The organism is Gorillibacterium timonense (genome assembly GCF_001457415.1).
GTDB lineage: Bacteria > Bacillota > Bacilli > Paenibacillales > NBRC-103111 > Gorillibacterium > Gorillibacterium timonense.
In genome coordinates this window covers 269,394-286,315 of the sequence record NZ_LN881720.1, presented here as the reverse complement: position 1 = coordinate 286,315, position 16,922 = coordinate 269,394, and the positions used below count along the sequence as shown (strand labels likewise).

At 56.4% G+C, this 16,922-nt stretch carries 19 protein-coding genes and 1 riboswitch; of the genes, 3 read left to right on the top strand and 16 right to left on the bottom strand.

The window, feature by feature from the left end; genetic code table 11:
• Positions 1 to 175 precede the first annotated feature (175 nt).
• From glmU to BN2684_RS01740, 11 genes are all read right to left on the bottom strand, one after another.
• Complete coding sequence (gene glmU / locus BN2684_RS01790; RefSeq protein WP_058300454.1) at positions 176 to 1,573, bottom strand: bifunctional UDP-N-acetylglucosamine diphosphorylase/glucosamine-1-phosphate N-acetyltransferase GlmU; 1,398 nt, start codon at positions 1,571 to 1,573, stop codon at positions 176 to 178.
• Positions 1,574 to 1,811: 238 nt separating this feature from the next.
• Complete coding sequence (gene spoVG / locus BN2684_RS01785) at positions 1,812 to 2,096, bottom strand: septation regulator SpoVG (RefSeq protein WP_058300453.1); 285 nt, start codon at positions 2,094 to 2,096, stop codon at positions 1,812 to 1,814.
• A gap of 142 nt (positions 2,097 to 2,238) precedes the next feature.
• Positions 2,239 to 2,625, bottom strand: coding sequence for a RidA family protein (locus BN2684_RS01780; RefSeq protein WP_058300452.1), 387 nt, complete (start codon positions 2,623 to 2,625; stop codon positions 2,239 to 2,241).
• Positions 2,622 to 3,488, bottom strand: coding sequence for a pur operon repressor (gene purR / locus BN2684_RS01775; RefSeq protein ID WP_058300451.1), 867 nt, complete (start codon positions 3,486 to 3,488; stop codon positions 2,622 to 2,624). Before purR ends, BN2684_RS01780 begins: the two co-directional genes overlap by 4 nt.
• A gap of 73 nt (positions 3,489 to 3,561) precedes the next feature.
• Positions 3,562 to 4,416 (bottom strand): 4-(cytidine 5'-diphospho)-2-C-methyl-D-erythritol kinase, encoded by an 855-nt coding sequence (gene ispE, locus BN2684_RS01770; protein ID WP_058300537.1) that lies wholly within the window; start codon positions 4,414 to 4,416, stop codon positions 3,562 to 3,564.
• A gap of 204 nt (positions 4,417 to 4,620) precedes the next feature.
• On the bottom strand, positions 4,621 to 4,800 hold the full coding sequence (locus BN2684_RS01765; protein ID WP_058300450.1) for a small, acid-soluble spore protein, alpha/beta type: 180 nt from the start codon (positions 4,798 to 4,800) through the stop codon (positions 4,621 to 4,623).
• Between the two features lie 176 nt (positions 4,801 to 4,976).
• Positions 4,977 to 5,252 (bottom strand): biofilm formation stimulator Veg, encoded by a 276-nt coding sequence (veg, locus tag BN2684_RS01760; protein WP_058300449.1) that lies wholly within the window; start codon positions 5,250 to 5,252, stop codon positions 4,977 to 4,979.
• Positions 5,253 to 5,407: 155 nt separating this feature from the next.
• The gene (gene yabG / locus BN2684_RS01755; protein ID WP_058300448.1) at positions 5,408 to 6,322 is read right to left on the bottom strand and encodes a sporulation peptidase YabG; all 915 of its coding nucleotides are present in this window, start codon (positions 6,320 to 6,322) and stop codon (positions 5,408 to 5,410) included.
• Positions 6,323 to 6,434: 112 nt separating this feature from the next.
• On the bottom strand, positions 6,435 to 7,322 hold the full coding sequence (gene rsmA / locus BN2684_RS01750; protein WP_058300447.1) for a 16S rRNA (adenine(1518)-N(6)/adenine(1519)-N(6))-dimethyltransferase RsmA: 888 nt from the start codon (positions 7,320 to 7,322) through the stop codon (positions 6,435 to 6,437).
• Entirely contained in the window at positions 7,315 to 7,881 is a 567-nt protein-coding gene (gene rnmV, locus BN2684_RS01745) for a ribonuclease M5 (protein WP_058300446.1), read from the bottom strand. The genes rsmA and rnmV overlap by 8 nt, the downstream gene beginning before the upstream one ends.
• Before the next feature lie 118 nt (positions 7,882 to 7,999).
• The gene (locus tag BN2684_RS01740; protein ID WP_316245496.1) at positions 8,000 to 9,166 is read right to left on the bottom strand and encodes a ubiquitin-like domain-containing protein; all 1,167 of its coding nucleotides are present in this window, start codon (positions 9,164 to 9,166) and stop codon (positions 8,000 to 8,002) included.
• 256 nt (positions 9,167 to 9,422) lie between these two features.
• Positions 9,423 to 9,605, bottom strand: a riboswitch (cyclic di-AMP (ydaO/yuaA leader).
• Between the two features lie 330 nt (positions 9,606 to 9,935).
• Here BN2684_RS01740 and BN2684_RS01730 point away from each other — a divergent pair.
• Positions 9,936 to 10,700, top strand: a complete 765-nt coding sequence (locus tag BN2684_RS01730; protein ID WP_316245495.1) for an ABC transporter ATP-binding protein — start codon at positions 9,936 to 9,938, stop codon at positions 10,698 to 10,700.
• Positions 10,697 to 11,176: an ABC transporter permease gene (locus tag BN2684_RS01725; RefSeq protein ID WP_058300442.1), complete on the top strand. Its 480-nt coding sequence runs from the start codon at positions 10,697 to 10,699 to the stop codon at positions 11,174 to 11,176. The genes BN2684_RS01730 and BN2684_RS01725 overlap by 4 nt, the downstream gene beginning before the upstream one ends.
• 312 nt (positions 11,177 to 11,488) lie before the next feature.
• On the opposite strand, the gene BN2684_RS01720 is transcribed toward BN2684_RS01725, so the two are convergent.
• Together BN2684_RS01720 and BN2684_RS01715 are read right to left on the bottom strand one after the other, a co-directional pair.
• Entirely contained in the window at positions 11,489 to 12,256 is a 768-nt protein-coding gene (locus tag BN2684_RS01720) for a TatD family hydrolase (protein ID WP_058300441.1), read from the bottom strand.
• Between the two features lie 250 nt (positions 12,257 to 12,506).
• Positions 12,507 to 13,796, bottom strand: coding sequence for an HD domain-containing protein (locus tag BN2684_RS01715; protein WP_187385738.1), 1,290 nt, complete (start codon positions 13,794 to 13,796; stop codon positions 12,507 to 12,509).
• A gap of 293 nt (positions 13,797 to 14,089) precedes the next feature.
• Between BN2684_RS01715 and BN2684_RS01710 the strand changes: the two genes are divergently transcribed.
• A complete protein-coding gene (locus tag BN2684_RS01710; protein WP_058300440.1) occupies positions 14,090 to 14,344 on the top strand; it encodes an AbrB/MazE/SpoVT family DNA-binding domain-containing protein in 255 nt (84 codons plus the stop codon).
• Between the two features lie 303 nt (positions 14,345 to 14,647).
• On the opposite strand, the gene rsmI is transcribed toward BN2684_RS01710, so the two are convergent.
• The 3 genes from rsmI to BN2684_RS01695 all read right to left on the bottom strand — a co-directional run bounded on the left by rsmI (position 14,648) and on the right by BN2684_RS01695 (position 16,899).
• Positions 14,648 to 15,535 carry a 16S rRNA (cytidine(1402)-2'-O)-methyltransferase gene (rsmI, locus tag BN2684_RS01705; RefSeq protein ID WP_058300439.1) on the bottom strand — a complete coding sequence of 296 codons (888 nt, stop codon included), beginning with the start codon at positions 15,533 to 15,535 and terminating at the stop codon, positions 14,648 to 14,650.
• On the bottom strand, positions 15,532 to 16,332 hold the full coding sequence (locus tag BN2684_RS01700) for a tRNA1(Val) (adenine(37)-N6)-methyltransferase (RefSeq protein WP_058300438.1): 801 nt from the start codon (positions 16,330 to 16,332) through the stop codon (positions 15,532 to 15,534). The genes rsmI and BN2684_RS01700 overlap by 4 nt, the downstream gene beginning before the upstream one ends.
• 240 nt (positions 16,333 to 16,572) lie before the next feature.
• Positions 16,573 to 16,899, bottom strand: coding sequence for an initiation-control protein YabA (locus tag BN2684_RS01695; RefSeq protein ID WP_058300437.1), 327 nt, complete (start codon positions 16,897 to 16,899; stop codon positions 16,573 to 16,575).
• Positions 16,900 to 16,922: the final 23 nt, after the last annotated feature.

Genomic DNA, 16,922 nt, shown 5'->3' with positions numbered 1-16,922 from the left:
AGAACCTCCTTGAACTTCCGTGCTTCCCGGACTTGCCCGCTGTCCGTCCCTAGAGCCGGAGGCGGGCTTGTTCGACGCGGATGAGAGAAATAGGTTTCACCTATTTATTTACCCTATTCAAGGAGGTGTTAAACCATTTTTTTTAGAAATCACGAAAAAAAGAAACGGAGTCCGCTTATTCGTCTTCGTCCTTCGGGCGGTTTTTCAGCCGAGCGCGAAGCTTGGCGGCGTAACCCGCCTTGTTGGATTGGCGTTCGCGGGCGACAGCCAGCGAATCCTCTTCGACGTTCTTCGTAATGGTCGAGCCGGCCACCACAAAGGCGCCTTTGCCGATCGTCACCGGGGCGATCAGATTGACGTTGCTGCCGACGAACGCATCGTCGCCGATCTCCGTCTTGTGCTTGTTGAACCCATCATAGTTGACCGTGATGGAGCCGCAGCCCATGTTCACGTTCTTGCCTACGACCGCATCGCCCACATAGCTCAGGTGCGAGACCTTGCTGCCCGCGCCAAGCGTTGCGTTTTTGATCTCAACGAAATCGCCGACCTTAACCTTCTCGCCGAGCTTGGCCCCCGGGCGCAGATAAGCGAAGGGTCCGACCGTCGCTGAGCGACCGACGGAGGCCTCAAGCAGCACCGAGTGCTTGATCTCAGCGCCATCTGCAATGTCCGAATCCGTGATGTCGGTGTTCGGGCCGATCACGCAGTCCTCGCCGATGACCGTCGCGCCGCGCAGGATTGTTCCTGGAAGCAGGCGGGTATCCGAGCCGATCACAACATCCGCCTCGATGTAAGTGGCCGACGGGTCTTGGATGCTGACGCCGTTCAGCATATGCTTCCGATTGATGCGCTCCTTCATCACGGCTTCCGCTTCCGAGAGCGCCACGCGGTCATTGACTCCGATTCCTTCCGTCGAATCGGGGGTCTTGTAGACGGCGAGCGTTTCTCCGGCCTGCCGCAGAATGGAGATCACATCCGTCAGGTAGTACTCTCCCTGCGCATTCTGATTGGTTACCTGCTCGAGGGCTGCAAACAGCTTCCGGTTGTCAAAGCAGTAAATACCCGTGTTGATCTCGCGGATCGCCGCCTGCTCCGGCGTGCAGTCCTTCTCTTCCACGATTCCGACGAGCGAGCCGTTCTCGTCGCGCAGAATTCGGCCGAGCCCAAAGGGAATCTCCACCTCTGCCGTCAGCACGACTCCGGCAGCGGATTGCTCCTTGGCGAGCCGGATCATCTCCTGGAGGCTTTCCTCCTTGATCAACGGAGTGTCGCCGTACAGGACAAACGTAAGACCTTCTTCCGCACCCAGCACTTCCTTTGCCTGCAGGACCGCATGTCCGGTTCCGAGCTGCTGCTCCTGCAGAGCGAACTCCGTCCGAGAACCCAGATAGTCTTTTACTTTATCCGCGCCATGGCCGACCACGACGATTCGCCGCTCGCAATCCAGTCGGTCCAGCAAATCCACCACATGGCCCACCATCGGTTTGCCGCATACGGGATGAAGCACCTTGTATAGCTTCGATTTCATCCGCTTGCCTTGACCGGCAGCCAGTACGATTCCATTAATCCGCAAACGTATCCACTCCATCCTTCGTTTTGCTGCATAACAAGAGAGACGCGGGTTTTCCTTCCCAACCTTCGTCGCGCCACCAGTTACCACCCACTATAGCGGAAATTAGAAGAGAAGGAAACCCCTGCGCCCCCTGTGTGAACGAGCGCCGGTCTGGGGAGGGAAAGAAAAGAGAGCCGACAGTGCAGCGCACCGGGCCCTCAGACTCAATTGCTAGATTTGGAACAAGGCCCCCCTACACTCAGGCCCCTTCTTCGATGACCTCTTCTTCCACAGCGGCATTCTCGTACTCGGTCAGAACCGCGGCTTGAATCTTCTCGCGGGTAGCCGATGAAATGGGGTGCGCGATGTCGCGGAACTCTCCATCGGGAGTGCGCTTGCTCGGCATTGCCACGAACATTCCGTTGTTGCCGTCGATAACACGAATGTCGTGAACGACGAACTCGTTGTCAATGGTAATGGAAGCGATCGCCTTCATTCTCCCTTCGGAGTTGACTCGGCGGAGTCTTACGTCAGTGATTTGCATCTTGGGATCACCACCTTTGGCTCGAAAAAGACTTGGTATATAATTCCACGCGGAAATTAGAAATCCTTCTCGATTTGGTGATGAAGTCCCAGTTTTTTTTACTTATTTGAGCTCAATTTGCAAATTTTTTTGAACAATCCCATTATTCGGAAGCTAAAGCGACGATCAGCTCGATTTCTACCTGCGCTCCGCGGGGCAAAGCGGCGACCTGAACCGTGGAACGGGCAGGCTTATGCTCTCCGAAGAATTCTCCATAAATGGCATTCACACGACCGAACTGTTCCATATCTTGTAAAAAGACCGTCGCCTTGATGACGTCCGTCCGCTCCGCTCCGGCCGCCTCCAGAATCGCTTGCAGATTCTGGAATACCTGGCGGGTCTCCTCATCGATTCCGCCTTGGACGAACTCCCCAGCCGGTGTAAGAGCAATCTGGCCGGAGGTAAAGAGAAGATTCCCAAACCGGACCGCCTGCGAATAAGGGCCGATGGCGGCAGGTGCTTGAGTTGTTGCGATGAGTTCCGTTTTCATGACAATACGCCTCCTCTTTGTTGGGAGACAGCCGACGAATCCGCTGCCGTGAAATAATTGCCCGGCGTTACACACGCCACCTTGCTCTTCGTATCAATATCCTGAATGCGGGCAAGTGATACATAGTCGGTGACCAGATGCTCCTCCACATCACCCGATTCCACGAATACGCCGACTCCGGCCACTTGAGCGCGGAACTCGGCGAGCAGATCCTTCATTCCCTGAATCGTGCCCCCGGCGCGCATGAAATCGTCCACGATCAAGACGCGGGACTGCTCCCGAAGAGCTCTTCTTCCGAGCGACATCGTATGCATGCGCTTGGCGGAGCCGGACACGTAATTGATGCTGACGGCCGAGCCCTCCACCGCGCTGTGGTCGCGGCGCACGATGATCACCGGCAGGTTGAGGTAGCTCGCTGTCGCATAAGCGAGCGGGATCCCCTTCGTCTCCACCGTCATGACCGCATCGGCTTCGATCTCGGCGAACAGCGTGGCGAAGGTCCGGCCGATCTCGTTCACCGTCCGCGGCTCCCCGAGGATATCCGACATGTACATGTAGCCTCCCGGCAGGATCCGATCCGGCTGCTCCAGCTCCCGGCAGATCGATTCGATGAAGGCCAGAGATTGGGCAACGGGAACCTTCGGCATAAAGCGTACTCCACCGGCCGCGCCAGCCATCGTCTGCAGCTCGCCGATGCCTTCCTCTTGAAACACTTCCTTGATGATTGCCAGGTCCTCGCTGATCGAGGATTTGGCAGATTGATAGCGTTCGGCAAACGTCGTCAGCGGAATGAGGGAGTGGGGGCGGGAGAGTAAGTACTGGGTCAACTCCACAAGCCGCTCGCTGCGCTTCAACTTCTTCATCATGCACCCCCGGAAATCCGAATAATTTGTACTCAATATACCATTTATGTCCGTGTTTATTCAACAGGGATGGTTAGGTTAGTAGGCGAACGGCATAGACATCCTTGCAAAATCCGCGAAGTCCGTTGTAGATCCGTTCCGCCTTCCCCTCCTTCTCGACGAGGCCGAACACCGTCGGACCGCTTCCGGACATCAGCACTCCGTCTACTCCGAGCCGCTCCATGCAGTCTCTGAGCCGCTTCACCTCTGGATAGAGGGACAGCGTCACTTCCTCCAGGACATTGCCGAGAGAGGAGCAGATGCCGGTAAAGCTCTGCGCGTTAATCGCTTCAAGCAGCTTTGCCGTATCCGGATGACGCTTGATTTCGGAAGCGCGGAGCTTTCCGTATACGTCGGCGGTGGACACGTTAAGCGGGAGCTTGGCCAGAACCACCCAACAGGAAGGCGGGGAGGCAATCGGTGTCAGTTGTTCCCCCCTGCCTCGGGCAATCGCCGTTCCGCCGCTTACGCAGAAGGGGACGTCGGAGCCGAGCTCGCTTCCGAGCTTCATCATCTCCTCCTGCGTCATCCCCAGGTTCCACAGCCGATTCAGCCCGCGCAGGGTAGCCGCTGCGTCGCTGCTCCCCCCCGCAAGGCCGGCCGCTACCGGGATCTTCTTATCCAAATGGATATAGACCCCTTTGGTCACCTGATACCGGTCTTTGATCAGCTTGGCCGCTTGAAAGGCCAAGTTTTTCTCGTCCAGAGGGATGTAGCCCGCCTGACTGGAGATCATAATGGTATCCCGGGGCAATTCCCGCATTTCGAGGCGGTCGGCCAGATCAACCATGGTCATGACCATCTCCACCTCGTGAAAGCCGTCCGGGCGTTTATATAAAACATCTAAGGATAGATTGATTTTGGCCGGAGCCTTTTCCAACACTCTCACGAGCGCACCTACTTCCCAACGGGTTCTTCCGTGTCGTTTCGTACGCCATTCCCGCTCGCACAGCCTCATTCAAAGCCTCATCTGGAAGCGGGTACAGGCCTATCTATTATAGCAAAGGCCCCTGCAAAAAACATCCATTCCCGACCACGGCAAAAGCCCCGCCGAAACGCGGGGCTTGTTGTTCGTCGAGCAGGATTATACCGATCAAGGCTGCTTCCGGGCTGCTTGCTCCGCTAGCTGGATCGCTCGTTTCACCATGTTACCGGCTTCCTTCGTGGTGATGGCTCCCCACCCTTCCCGGTCGACCTTATCCGCAAAGCCGAGGTCCTGCGCCAGCTCGTATTTCAACTGATCCGACATCATGCTCCGCCGTCTTCTGCTCACATGCCCGCCTCCTTCGCCGAATAAAAAAAAGTTGGAAACCGGCGGACGAAAGCTTGCGCTCGCCGGTTTCCAACTAGTATGCGGCGCCCCGCCGGAATGTACTCCCGGCGAATCCGCCAAATATGCACAGCAGCCTGTTGCCCGGCTGCTGCTCTGCTTATGTGCTTGCTGCTGTTTCAGTGATTTAAGTAAATGATCCGAAGCTCTTCCTCGTCCTGGCAAACCGTGACCTCCACGGACTCGGTCAAAATATCGGCGTAGCTGTAGGACACCCGCTTGAACGAGTGCTGCTCCTCGTCAAGTTTGACGATAAACACAGAAGGGTAGGTCTCTTCCAAAACTCCGGAACGCTCGATGGTCTTTCTTCGGCCACCGTTCGCCCGTAACATGATCTTTTGTCCCACATGGGGTTCAAGACTGCGTTTGATTTCCAATAGCGCATTTTTAGCCATTGTCTCCAAACCACCTCTTTCCTTCTTTTCAGTATAGCGGAAACAGGTCGGTTTGTCAAATTAACAAATTATTATATCAGCAGGACAATTGCATTGTCAACGAGGTAATTTAGAGAATTTCAAAAAAAAAAGCCGAATATCGGCTTGAAGGGCAATCAGCTTACCGTATTCCTTCTTTTACTCGTTCTTAAACTCGCGATTGTCGCTGTTTCGCTCGATTCCTTCCATTCCACCACCGGCATTCCGACCCGATAGCTTCCCCGCGTCTCAATTCCTCCAAGCCCTTCCAGGCCGCTCAGAGTGCCCGAAAGAACATCGGTGATCTTGACCGTGCTTCGCGACGGTGTGTACGCTACCTTGGCAGCGATCACGAGGGGGTCAAGCGCATGGATCAAGACCCGCGCAGGAGAGCTCGCGAAATTGGCTCCCGCATGCAGAAGAGCTTCAAAATGCGACTGGCAGGCCCCGGCGATGATGACGAGGCTGTCTTTGCCGCGATCGAATTGTCTGGCCGCGTGTACGGCATTCATGAAGTGGCGGGAATTTTTGTAGCTCGCCAAATTTTGCATATCCCGCCCTTTGCTGTTCTTCAGGATGCTATCGTGCCCAGTCAATACGACAATATCCGGCATCACCTTCGGCAAAAGGGTTGTCAAAGCGCTCGCCATCGCCGATTCCGCCACGTAATACCCTTCCGCGGGCACGCGCAGCTCTTTGTACAGCGTCATGCTCTTGCGCAGATATCCGACATCCCCGTCGAGATGAAGCACCTTGCCAGGCACCTCGAAGTAGCCCGCCTGCTCCCGGCTCTTCTCGCGCATTCCCGTTTCGCTGCGCTGGCGGCGGAACTGGTCTAGCTGCTGAATGGAACGGCGCGCACGCCGATTCTCGTCTTCCATCGCTTCCTGCAGCGCCTCTGGCTTAGCCGCACGCAGGTCATAGATCGGTGCGTCCGCCAGAAGCCGAAGCTCCAATCCCTTCAAAAGCGCTTGCCCCTGGACGACGGGCCCGAGCGTAAATGTCACATCGCCGCCGTAGGAGTCGCGCACAACCAAATCGCCCTGCCGCATTCCATCCCCTCCTCCATCATCCTATGGAAGTGTTGGGCCTTTGGTGTATGCGGGCGGCGATACGCCATTCAAATCGTAAAGCTTCGGTTGTGAGAGCATCCCGACCCTCGAGTTACCCTTTCTGACGCAAGTACAAAGCATTCGCCAGCTTGGCGAATTCGGCGATGCTGAGCGTCTCTCCGCGGCGGCCCGGGTCGATAGCCAGCTCTTCGAGGAGCCGGTTCATCTCGTCGCGCCCTTCCTTGCCGAAGAACCGGGCGAGCATATTGTTGCCGAGCGTTTTGCGCCGCTGGGCGAATGCAGCTTGCACGACCTCGAAGAAGAACTTCTCATCCTCCACCTCCACAGGAGGTTGAGCTCGAAGAGCGAGGCGGATGACTGCCGAATCCACTTGCGGCTGAGGAATAAACACCGTGTGCGGCACGATGGTTACCAACTCCGGCACGCAGTAGTACTGCACCGCCACGCTCAGGCTTCCGTAATCCTTCGATCCCGGCGCAGCAGCCATTCGTTCCGCTACTTCCTTCTGAATCATAACGACGATGTTGGCGAGCGGGAGCTTCTCTTCCAGCAGCTTCATGATGATCGGAGTCGTCACATAATAAGGGAGATTCGCCACGACGCTCACTTCTTCGCATCCGCTAAGCTCCTTCTCCATCAGCTCGCGGAGCGGCAGCTTCAGGACATCGCCGTGCACGACCTTCACGTTGCCGTAATCAGCCAAGGTTTCGGCGAGCACCGGGAGCAGCCGCTGGTCGATTTCGATCGCCATTACCTTGCCGGCCGCGCGGGCCAGCTGCTCGGTGAGCGCGCCGATGCCGGGGCCGATCTCGAGTGCGCCGCGGTTTGCGTCAAGCTCTGCCGCTCCTACGATTTTGGCCAGCACATTGCGGTCGATCAGGAAGTTCTGGCCAAGGCTCTTCTTCATGGTGATGCCGTGGCGACGGACGATCTCCTGGGTCCGCTTCGGCGTCGCGATATCCGGTCTTTGTTCACTCATTGGGCTTGTCCCTTTCTCCGAGCGCGGCTTCCATTGCGGCCACGGCTTCCGTAAATTCCTGGCGGTTGATCTGAAACATCTTGCAGCGGTTAAAGAACTGCTTCCCGTTGGCATAGCCGATGCCGAGAGCGTTGCCGACGAACAGCCGACGTTCCGCCGCTCGGGCATGGACGAGCAGCCCCGCCGCCATCAGATCCCCCATGCTGATTTCGCTCGGAACTTCGCGGTACTCGCTCTTCACGCGGGAGAGGGCTTGGCGGATCGTCTCAGGGGAGGCATTTTCCACCCCGATGTCATCCCTCTTGCGCCCTTCCTCCTGGGTGATAAAGGCATGCTTGCAGCCCGGAACGCGCGCCGAGATCAGCTTGCGCAGCCTTTCGCCGGCATGGTCCGGGTCCGTGAAGATAATGACCCCTCGTGTCGCCTGCGCCCGCTCGATCCGTCGGTACACGCCCTCGTTGATCGCCGAGCCTCCGGTCTCTATCGTATCGGCCTCCACCGCTCGGCGGATGGCCGTCGTGTCATCCTTGCCTTCCACAACTATGATCTCCCGAATCAAAACGCAGGACCCCTCCTGTATAACTTGGAAAATAATCGCATAAAAGGAGAGGCGATCGCCTCTCCTTGGTTTAAGTAGTAGTATACCGAATCCCCGCTGCATTCGCAACGCTTCCGTGCTACTCGACCGAAGGCTTCTTCGGACCGATCACGTACACGGTATAGCCCCGCTTCAAGCCGAACTGCTGGGCATAGGACTCGCTGTCGTAATAAACGTCGATCTTGTTTCCTTTGACGGCACTGCCGGTATCCTCGGCGCGGCGGTAGCCGACGCCTTCAATGTATACCCACCATCCGAGCGGAATGACATTCGGGTCCACTGAGATGGTTCTCCCTTCGGTCACTTTCGTGCCCGTACGGGTGATGCCGTAGCCGGAATCGCCGGGGTTTTTGCCGGTGGATTCCACGCCTGCGGAATAAGCGGTCAAGGTGACGTTGTTTAACAATTTCTTATAGCTGATGGGCACGCCGCCTTTGGTTACGGTAAGCGCCTTTGCTTTCTCTGTCTTAGCCGCTGCAGTGACTTTCTTCTCCGTTTTGACCGCCATCACGACGACGGGATTCTTGGTTCCTACTGCAACGATTTTCTTTACGCTCTGGGCGGCAACGGTCTCTCCAAGGACACTTTCCTTTACCATAACGCCGTTCTCGTATACCTGTTCCTTGGTAACGATCTTCTTGCCTGCTTTCCCCTCCTGGAGGGTCTGCTGCTTGCCTTTCAGCAGCGTTGCGTCTTGCTTCGTGGTGGTTTCAAAGGCAATCGGAACTTCGATTTCTTTCTTTTCTTTGGTTACGCGAACGATTTCCACTTGGTTGTTCTCCGTGAGCGGAGTTCCAATGGCAGGGGTAATGCGGTCATCTTGATCCACGGTGATATGAAATTCCGTAAGTGCAGCATCCAGCGTCTTCTCCACCGTATGAAGCGTCTGGACTTTCCCATCGGCCGTCAGCTCGATCGTCCGGGCCCGCTCAATCGCGATCCGGTCGCCGTGCTTCAGCTTCGTATCGAGTGCCAAGGAAATCCGGTCGTATTCGCCCACCTTGACATCTTGTTCATCCAACAACTGTTTGACGGTTTGGTGCTTGGTCTTAACGACCTGCTCCTCTCCGTTCACGACCAGAGCGACGCTCTTGGTCTGGGTACCGCTCAGCAACATGAAAAACATGGTGGTCACCACGAGGGTGAACAATGCGAGATAAGTGATTCTGCGCACGTTTTCATGCTTCCAACGCAATGCGAAGGACATGCTGGATGATCGTTTCTCATGGGGGTTCTGATTAGACATTTCTCCCACTTGTTTCGGTCCTCCTTGAAAGCCTCGCCATCGACTGTTATGCATGGTTCCATCTGACGTGACTATGGATTTTGGTGTTCGTGAAGCATCCGCCAATTTCCGTTTTCAATTTGCCAGATCAAAACGGCACTCTCGACTCTCCACCTCCGCTCCTTGTTTTTCCCATTTGGATTCTTATCGCTTTTTTGGACACAAAAAAGCCATAAGAAGAGGACTTCTCGTGGCATATGTAGACCCGCCCGATCAATACCTCTCTCTTCAACGCTTACGAGGTTAGCTGACGGATTCGGGCGCGAGAGTCGCCCTACGCGAGAAGGAACAGTCGCGTCCCCCTTGCGATTCACCCCTAAAACCTGCGGAAAGTCCGAAACTTCCGGCTTCCGCTTCACGGTTCCCCCGTTTCCCAAATGGAACTCAGCGAACTTTTTTGGAAAATTGGCATGGTTTATTAAGTTATCCTGAATGTATGATACGCCTTCCCGGTAAGACATGTAAAGAGTCAACAGCCGTCTGTACACAGCAAAAAAAGGCCATATCCGCACAAGTTCCGGAAATCGCCAAATAAAATAGGCTTCACACTCTTTAAATCGCCCTCTATCACACGATTGCTCACTATTTTATAGTTTTCTTGCTTCCGCACACCCTCGGTTTATAATAAAAGGGTCTGATTTCGTTACTCTTTTAACGTTCAGAGCACCAAAAAAGTTGCGGTCTCCGCGAAAAATGGAAGCGGTTTTTTTAAAAACCCAAAGGAGCCTTGATCGACATGCAATCGGTTTTGACAGTAAACGGACTTTATGGCGGATATTTGTACCGCAAGCCGGTCATCCGGAACTTGACCTTTTCCGTAGGTAAAGGAGAAATGGTCGGCCTCGTCGGATTGAACGGAGCTGGCAAAAGCACCACCATCAAACACATTCTCGGGTTGATGGAACCGGAAGAGGGGGAGATCCGGGTCAACGGCGTGACGCTTCGCGAAGAGGGGACAACCTATCACAGCTCGATCGCCTTCGTCCCCGAAAGTCCGGAGCTGTACGAGGAGCTGACGATCCGCGAGCATTTGGAGCTGACAGCGCGGGTGTACGGGCTGAGCCGGGAGGAATACGAAGAGAGAGCCGAGCAGTTGATGCGCTTGTTCCGCATGACGGAGAGAGCGGGCAGCTTCTCGCGCCATCTCTCCAAGGGCATGCGTCAGAAGGTGATGCTGATGAACGCCTTCCTGATTCAGGCTCCGCTCTACATCATCGACGAGCCTTTTCTCGGCCTCGACCCGCTCGGCATCCGCTCCCTGCTTGAGCTGATGGCCTCCTTCAAACAGAAGGGCTGCAGCTTCCTCATCAGCTCGCACATCCTCTCGACCATTGAAAAATACTGCGACCGCTACGTCGTTCTGGAACGCGGAGAGATGGCCGCGCGCGGCACTCTTGAGGAGATCCGCACGCAGGCAGGATTGCCCGTCGGAGCCACTCTCGACGACGTCTTCTTCCACCTCGTGGGAGGAAGCGGAGAAGGCGGGGGCTTATGAGCGCGCCGCGCAGAAATGGAACCGGCGCTGGGGTAGGGGGCAGCGGAGACAGGCAAGGGCTGAACGCCGCCCGGCTCTTCCGGGTGAGGAAGAGCCGCTGGCGGCGAGGGACGTTCCCGTATTGGCGGGACGTCCTCCGCAGCGGAGCGGGAATGCTTGCGGCGATGGCGCTGTTGGCCGCCGGTCCCGCGTACACATGGGCCCTCGATCAGATGCCGCCGGACTTCCCGTACCGCTGGATTACGGTGCCGGTGCTCGCCCTGGTCATCGGCTGGAGTCCGATCCGCACGCATCTGGAGGGTGCGGACCGGGTGTTCCTGCTCCCGGCGGAGCAGGCGATGGCCGGCTACCTGCAGCGCGCCTTGCGGTCCGCCGCCCTCTGGCAGGCGTTCCTCGTGCTGGCCATGAATTGGCAGTTGCTGAAGTCGAGCAGAAAATGGATGGTTCCGCTGTTGATATGGGCTCGAACATGCTAGACGCGCAGCGAACGCGCCGCCGCGTAGCGTTCCGCCGCCGCGTCGCGGCATAGCGCCCGCACACACCACGCGGCGCGGCGCGGCGCCACAACCGACAAATCCCCCCTGCTGCCTCGGGAGAGTGCAGCAGGGGGGATTTGTTTTGTTTGCTCGCGCGGCCAAATTCCACAGCCGCCGCATCGCCTCTTCTCGGCTAGAGCGTGTTTGCAAACACGCTCTAGTACGCTGTCAGCCCTAATCGTGTCGATATGAATCGGCGTCAATAGGTATGGGAAGTTGTGCGGAGAACATGGTTTTTAAGCTGACAGCGTACTAGTTGATGCCGAGGAGGCGGATGGCGTTCTCCGTCGTGATCCGCGCGATCTCTTCCACCGGCAAGCCCTTGATTTCGGCGGCGGCTTCGGCGACGAGCCGCACATGCGCTGATTCATTGCGCTTGCCGCGAAATGGATGCGGCGTCAGGTACGGCGAGTCCGTCTCCAGGAGGAGACGGTCGAGCGGCACCTGCGCCAGAACCTCCTTCGGCTGCCGGGCATTCTTGAAGGTCACCGGCCCGCCGAAGGAGATGTAGAAGTTCATGTCCAAGCACAGCTTCGCCGTCTCCCAGCTTCCCGAGAAGCAGTGCATGATGCCGCCGACCTCGGCGGCTTTTTCCTGCTTCAGCGTCTCCACCACATCGTGATGGGCGTCGCGGTCATGAATGATGATCGGCTTGCCCACCTTGCGGGCCAAGCGGATCTGCTCGCGAAACACCCGATCTTGCACTTCTTTAGGTGAGGTATCCCAGTAGTAGTCGAGCCCGATCTCTCCGATGGCGACCACCTTCTCGTGCTTGCACAGCTCCTCGATCCAATCGAGATCCTCCGGCAGCATGTCCTTGGCATCCTGGGGATGCCAGCCGACCGCCGTCCAAATAAAATCATACGCCTCCGCCAGCTTCAGAGAAGTCGGGATGGTCTCGCGGTTAAAGCCGATATTGACGATGCGCGTCACTCCCGCCTCTCTAGCCCGGGCAATCGTTTCTTCCCGGTCCTCGTCAAATTCAGGGGCGTTCAGATGCGCATGCGAATCCGTTAGCATAGGTACGTCTCCTTTGTCATCTCTCTTGAGCAGGTTTGCCAAACACGCCCTCGTTAAACCGTTACACGGATGAGCCTCATGGGACCGGGATCGGTTTTGGAATGGTGATTTTTGAATGGTCACAATCAATATTCGCACCGATAGCCCGTTCCATGCGATGGCCTGAACCGATGTCATCCGAATACAGCCTGTCCAGTCGCTCAGCAATTTTTATACATCCAGTCCGTCCGTCTTTGTCCCAGATCGCGCTTCAGGACTTGCGGATTCCGTTCACCAGAATCTTCCGAACCCCATCCGGAAGCCGCTTGTCCTGGAGCAGCTCCGCCGGGTAGTAGAGCTGGTTTTGCCCGGAATGAATGCCGCTGATCGAACGAACGATCTCCGAACGGCGGGAGATCTCCTCCAACTCCCCATCGGGGCCGAGCAGAAGGATCGGCCGCTTCTCGTCCTCCTGCCCTGGACGGTACACATCATACGGCAAATCGGAAGGGAAGTCGATCTCCAGGTAATAATCCGGGTCCCAACCGATGGCGGCGAGCTCGGCGCGAAGCTGCTCGAACAGAAACCCGGAGATGTCCTCGGCGGGAACGTAGCGGAACAGCCTGCGGTTTAAGAACCTCTCGCACAAATCGGCAAGAATCGGGTCCTTTTCCTCCATCCACTGAGAAAAAGCGGCCTGCATTAACGCTTCATCCAACCGGAGGTAATCCTCGACGCTGAGCTTTCCCTCAAGCAGCCTGCGAATCGGTTCCACCATAAAGGCAAAGGCATATCCGTCCTCATACAGCGTCTTCGCCCGATTGAGAATCTTGGTGAGGACGATCTCGGCGCTGCGGGTAACCGGGTGAAAATAAATTTGCCAATACATCTGGTACCGCGACATCAGGTAATCCTCTACGGCATGCATGCCGCTCTCCTTCACCACAACTCCCGACTTCAAGGGGCGCAAAACACGAAGTATCCGGTCGAGATCGAACGTTCCGTAGTTGACTCCGGTGCAGTACGCGTCCCGAAGCAGGTAATCCATCCGGTCCGCATCGAGCTGGCTGGCGATCAGGCTGATCGCAACAGGGTTTGGATGGGTTTTGCAAATCACTCCGGCCACCTGCTCGGGGAAGCCCTCCGCAACTCGACTCAAGATTTGATGAATCTCCGTATCCCCGAGGATGATGCGGCAGGACCAGGCTTCATGATGCTCCCCAAATATTTTTTCCATCGAATGCGAAAAAGGAGCATGCCCCACATCATGCAGCAGTGCCGCGCACAAGCAGACAAGCCGCTCCTCTTCGCTAAGGTCGCCGAAGCCGCTGCGTTCAAACTGCGAGAGAATGCGCCGGACAATCTCGTAGACTCCGAGCGAATGGGAGAATCGACTGTGCTCGGCTCCATGAAAGGTTAGATAAGAGGTACCCAGCTGTCGAATCCTCCGCAGTCTCTGAAATTCCCGGCTATTGATGAGGTCCCAGATGAGGGTGTCCTGTACATAAATATACCGATGGACGGGATCTTTAAACACTTTTTCTTCCTGCAGCCTTGCCATTCGTCACCATCTCCTCTCGATTTCGACAGCGATTTTTACGCCATATGTCGAATGCTGTCACATTGCGATTGCCATTTCTTTTTCTCATCCGAGCGGCTATTCCGGCTCTTTTTGAAGAAAACTGTTGTCTTTTCTATGTTTTTTCTAGAAAAAATGAACTTTTTTCGATTTCAGTGCCCAATAACCCAATTTTCTCTATTGACTATTATGGGAATGGTTGGTATCATATTGAGAGTTTCCTGTCGAATTATGGCGATTAGGCAAGAATACATATACACGGAGGGATAATAACGATGATGAAATCAACAGGGATTGTTAGAAAAGTCGACGAGCTGGGTCGTGTCGTCATCCCCATCGAACTGCGCCGCACGCTTGGAATCGGTGAGAAGGACGCTCTCGAAATCTATGTCGACGGCGAGCGCATCATGCTCAAAAAGTATGAACCGGCCTGTATCTTCTGTGGCAACGCGGAGAACGTCACGTACTTCAAAGGAAAAATCGTCTGCAACAACTGCATTCAAGATATGCCGGAGCCAGTGACAAAATAATCAAGCTATAGTATAATGAAAGAGATCCCATTGTTATTTATAACCTTTTTCATACTCCTTGTCCCCGATTTGAGCGGAACGGCAGCCGCTCAAATCGGGGACCTTTTTTTGTACCGATTCGGCAGGACGGTCGGTTCAGCGCGTACCTACTCCATCTGCTGCCACCAACCCTCCGTCCCCCGCTTTCTCTACTCGCCAATTGCTCAATTAACCGAGTTTCTACTATATAATGTAGGCGCCTCGGTCACTCGAAGATAATCGATCGCCAGAGCTCTCGATCATGCAGCGCGATCACCAGGCTTGCTACAGCAGCTCCTGGTAGATATCGCGCTTTGATACGCCCCGGTCAGCGGCCGCTTTTTTCATAGCCGCCTTGCGGTCCTCTCCCGCATTCAGGTAGTGCTGGACATGGTCGATGGCGCTCAGTCCGCTCCACCACGGTTCGTCTCCGCCGTCGGCGGCTCCCGACCCCGAAACGTCGGCCGCATTCGCCCCCGTGACCGCGAGGACATATTCGCCGAGAGGAGGATGCTCCTCCAGATGCTTCAGCAGCTCGCTGAGCGTCCCGCGCACCGCTTCCTCATGCCGCTTGGTCAGCTCCCGCACGAGCACGGCCTCCCGGTCCCCCAAAGCCTCCAGCATCGCCTCCACCGTCTTCGCCACCCGATGCGGCGATTCATAGAAGAGCAGCGTGGCAGCGATGCTTCTGAGCCCAAGCAATTCGTCGGAACGCTTCTTCTTCTCGCGCGGCAGGAAGCCGCAGAAGAGGAACCGCTCCGTCGGCAGCCCGGACATGACGAGCGCGGACAACGCCGCATTGGCTCCGGGAACCGGTACCACCGGAATCCCCCGCTCGATGGCTCCACGGGCGAGATCTGCGCCCGGATCGGAGATCGCCGGCATTCCGGCGTCCGAGACGAGCGCAATCGTCTGCCCTTCCTCCATCAGCCGCAGCAGCTCCCGGCCACTCGCCTCCTTGTTGTGCTCGTGGTAGCTGACCAAGCGCCCGCCGATTTCAAAATGCGTCAGCAGCTTCCGCGTCTGCCGCGTGTCCTCGGCTGCGATCAGGTCCGCTTCCTTCAACAGCCGCACGGCGCGGAAGGTCATGTCCTCCAGATTGCCGATCGGCGTTCCGATCAAGTACAGCGTCCCGGTGCTGCGCTCCGCTTGAAAGCTTTTTTGAATGTTCATTGCGCGCCCTCTCCATTATCCACATGTCTCTCGTCTACGCTGGCTGCGCCCAGAGGCTCGTAATAAATCTTCATCAGCTCCGGACAATAACGGCCATCCTCCTGGTACACGATCAAGGGAGGCAGCAGCCGAATCTCGGGGCCGCCATCCTTGATCGCTTCGATCAGCACCATATTCGCTTCTTCTCCCGCTCGGGGATGAACGAAGCGCACCCTTTTCGGTTCCAGCCGATACTGGCGGAAGAGAATCAAGATATCCGCGAGCCGCGAAGGCCGATGCACCATGGCCACCTTGCCTCCCGCCTTCACAAGCTTTGCCGAAGCCGCGACGACATCCTCCAGCGTGCAATGAATCTCGTGACGGGCCGCGGCGAAATGCGGGTTGCCGTTCGGTTCGCCTGCATGAGCGGGCAGATAAGGTGGATTGACGGTCACGAGGTCAAACCCGCCATGGCCGAAGGCCAGATGCGCCTCCTTCAGGTCCATCCGCGAGAGGGTCACCCGCTCCTCCAGCCCGTTCAAGCTGACGCTGCGCTCCGCCATCTCGGCAAGGCGCTCTTGAATCTCCACGCCCCACACGGGGGCCTTCGTCCGCGCCGTGAGCAGGATCGGCACCACACCGTTGCCCGTACACAGATCGATAATCCGTCCTTTCGCCGGAACCGAGCAAAAATGCGCCAGCAGCACCGCATCCATCGAAAAGGAAAACACTTCGCCGCTCTGAATGATCTTCAGGTCGTTGCGCAGCAGATCGTCGATTCGTTCACCGGGAAGCAACCATTCCCTGTCCTGTCCCATAGCTTACCCCCATCGTTCCTCTTTCCGCATTTTCCAAAAAAAGCCGCAGGGACTCTTGTCCCTGCGGCTTAGCATCCCGTTCTGAGCGGTCACCCGCTGCCGGCAGGAGCGCCGGTTCTGCCGCTTGTACGCTGTCAGCTTAAAAACCGCGGTCTCCGCACATCTTCTCATACCCATTGACGAGGATTCATATCCACACGATTAGGGCTGACGGCGTACTTGTTCCACCGGTTCCCAAACTTATTTGTTCAGGAACGAGAGGCAAAACAGGCAGTCTCCCTCGGTGCGAAGGTGCCCGTAGTACACATTGCAGATGTGAAACCCTTCATTATATAAACGCAATAGATTATCGAAGCCTTCCCCGGTCCCCGGAGCTTCCGGGTCTTCCGCTGTCTGTATCGGCAGCTCACCGTTCTTCAGCAGATCGCGAAGCTGTTGGTTCTCGTGTTGAAGACGCTGGTTCTCCTCCAGGAGAGCGACAATCTTCTGCTTCAGCACGCCGAGGTCGGCGTAGGTTAAGCCCATCTTGTCCTCAATCTGTTCCAATTGAAGAAAAATATCCTTCATGAGTTCGTTCACCTCAAGGTTGG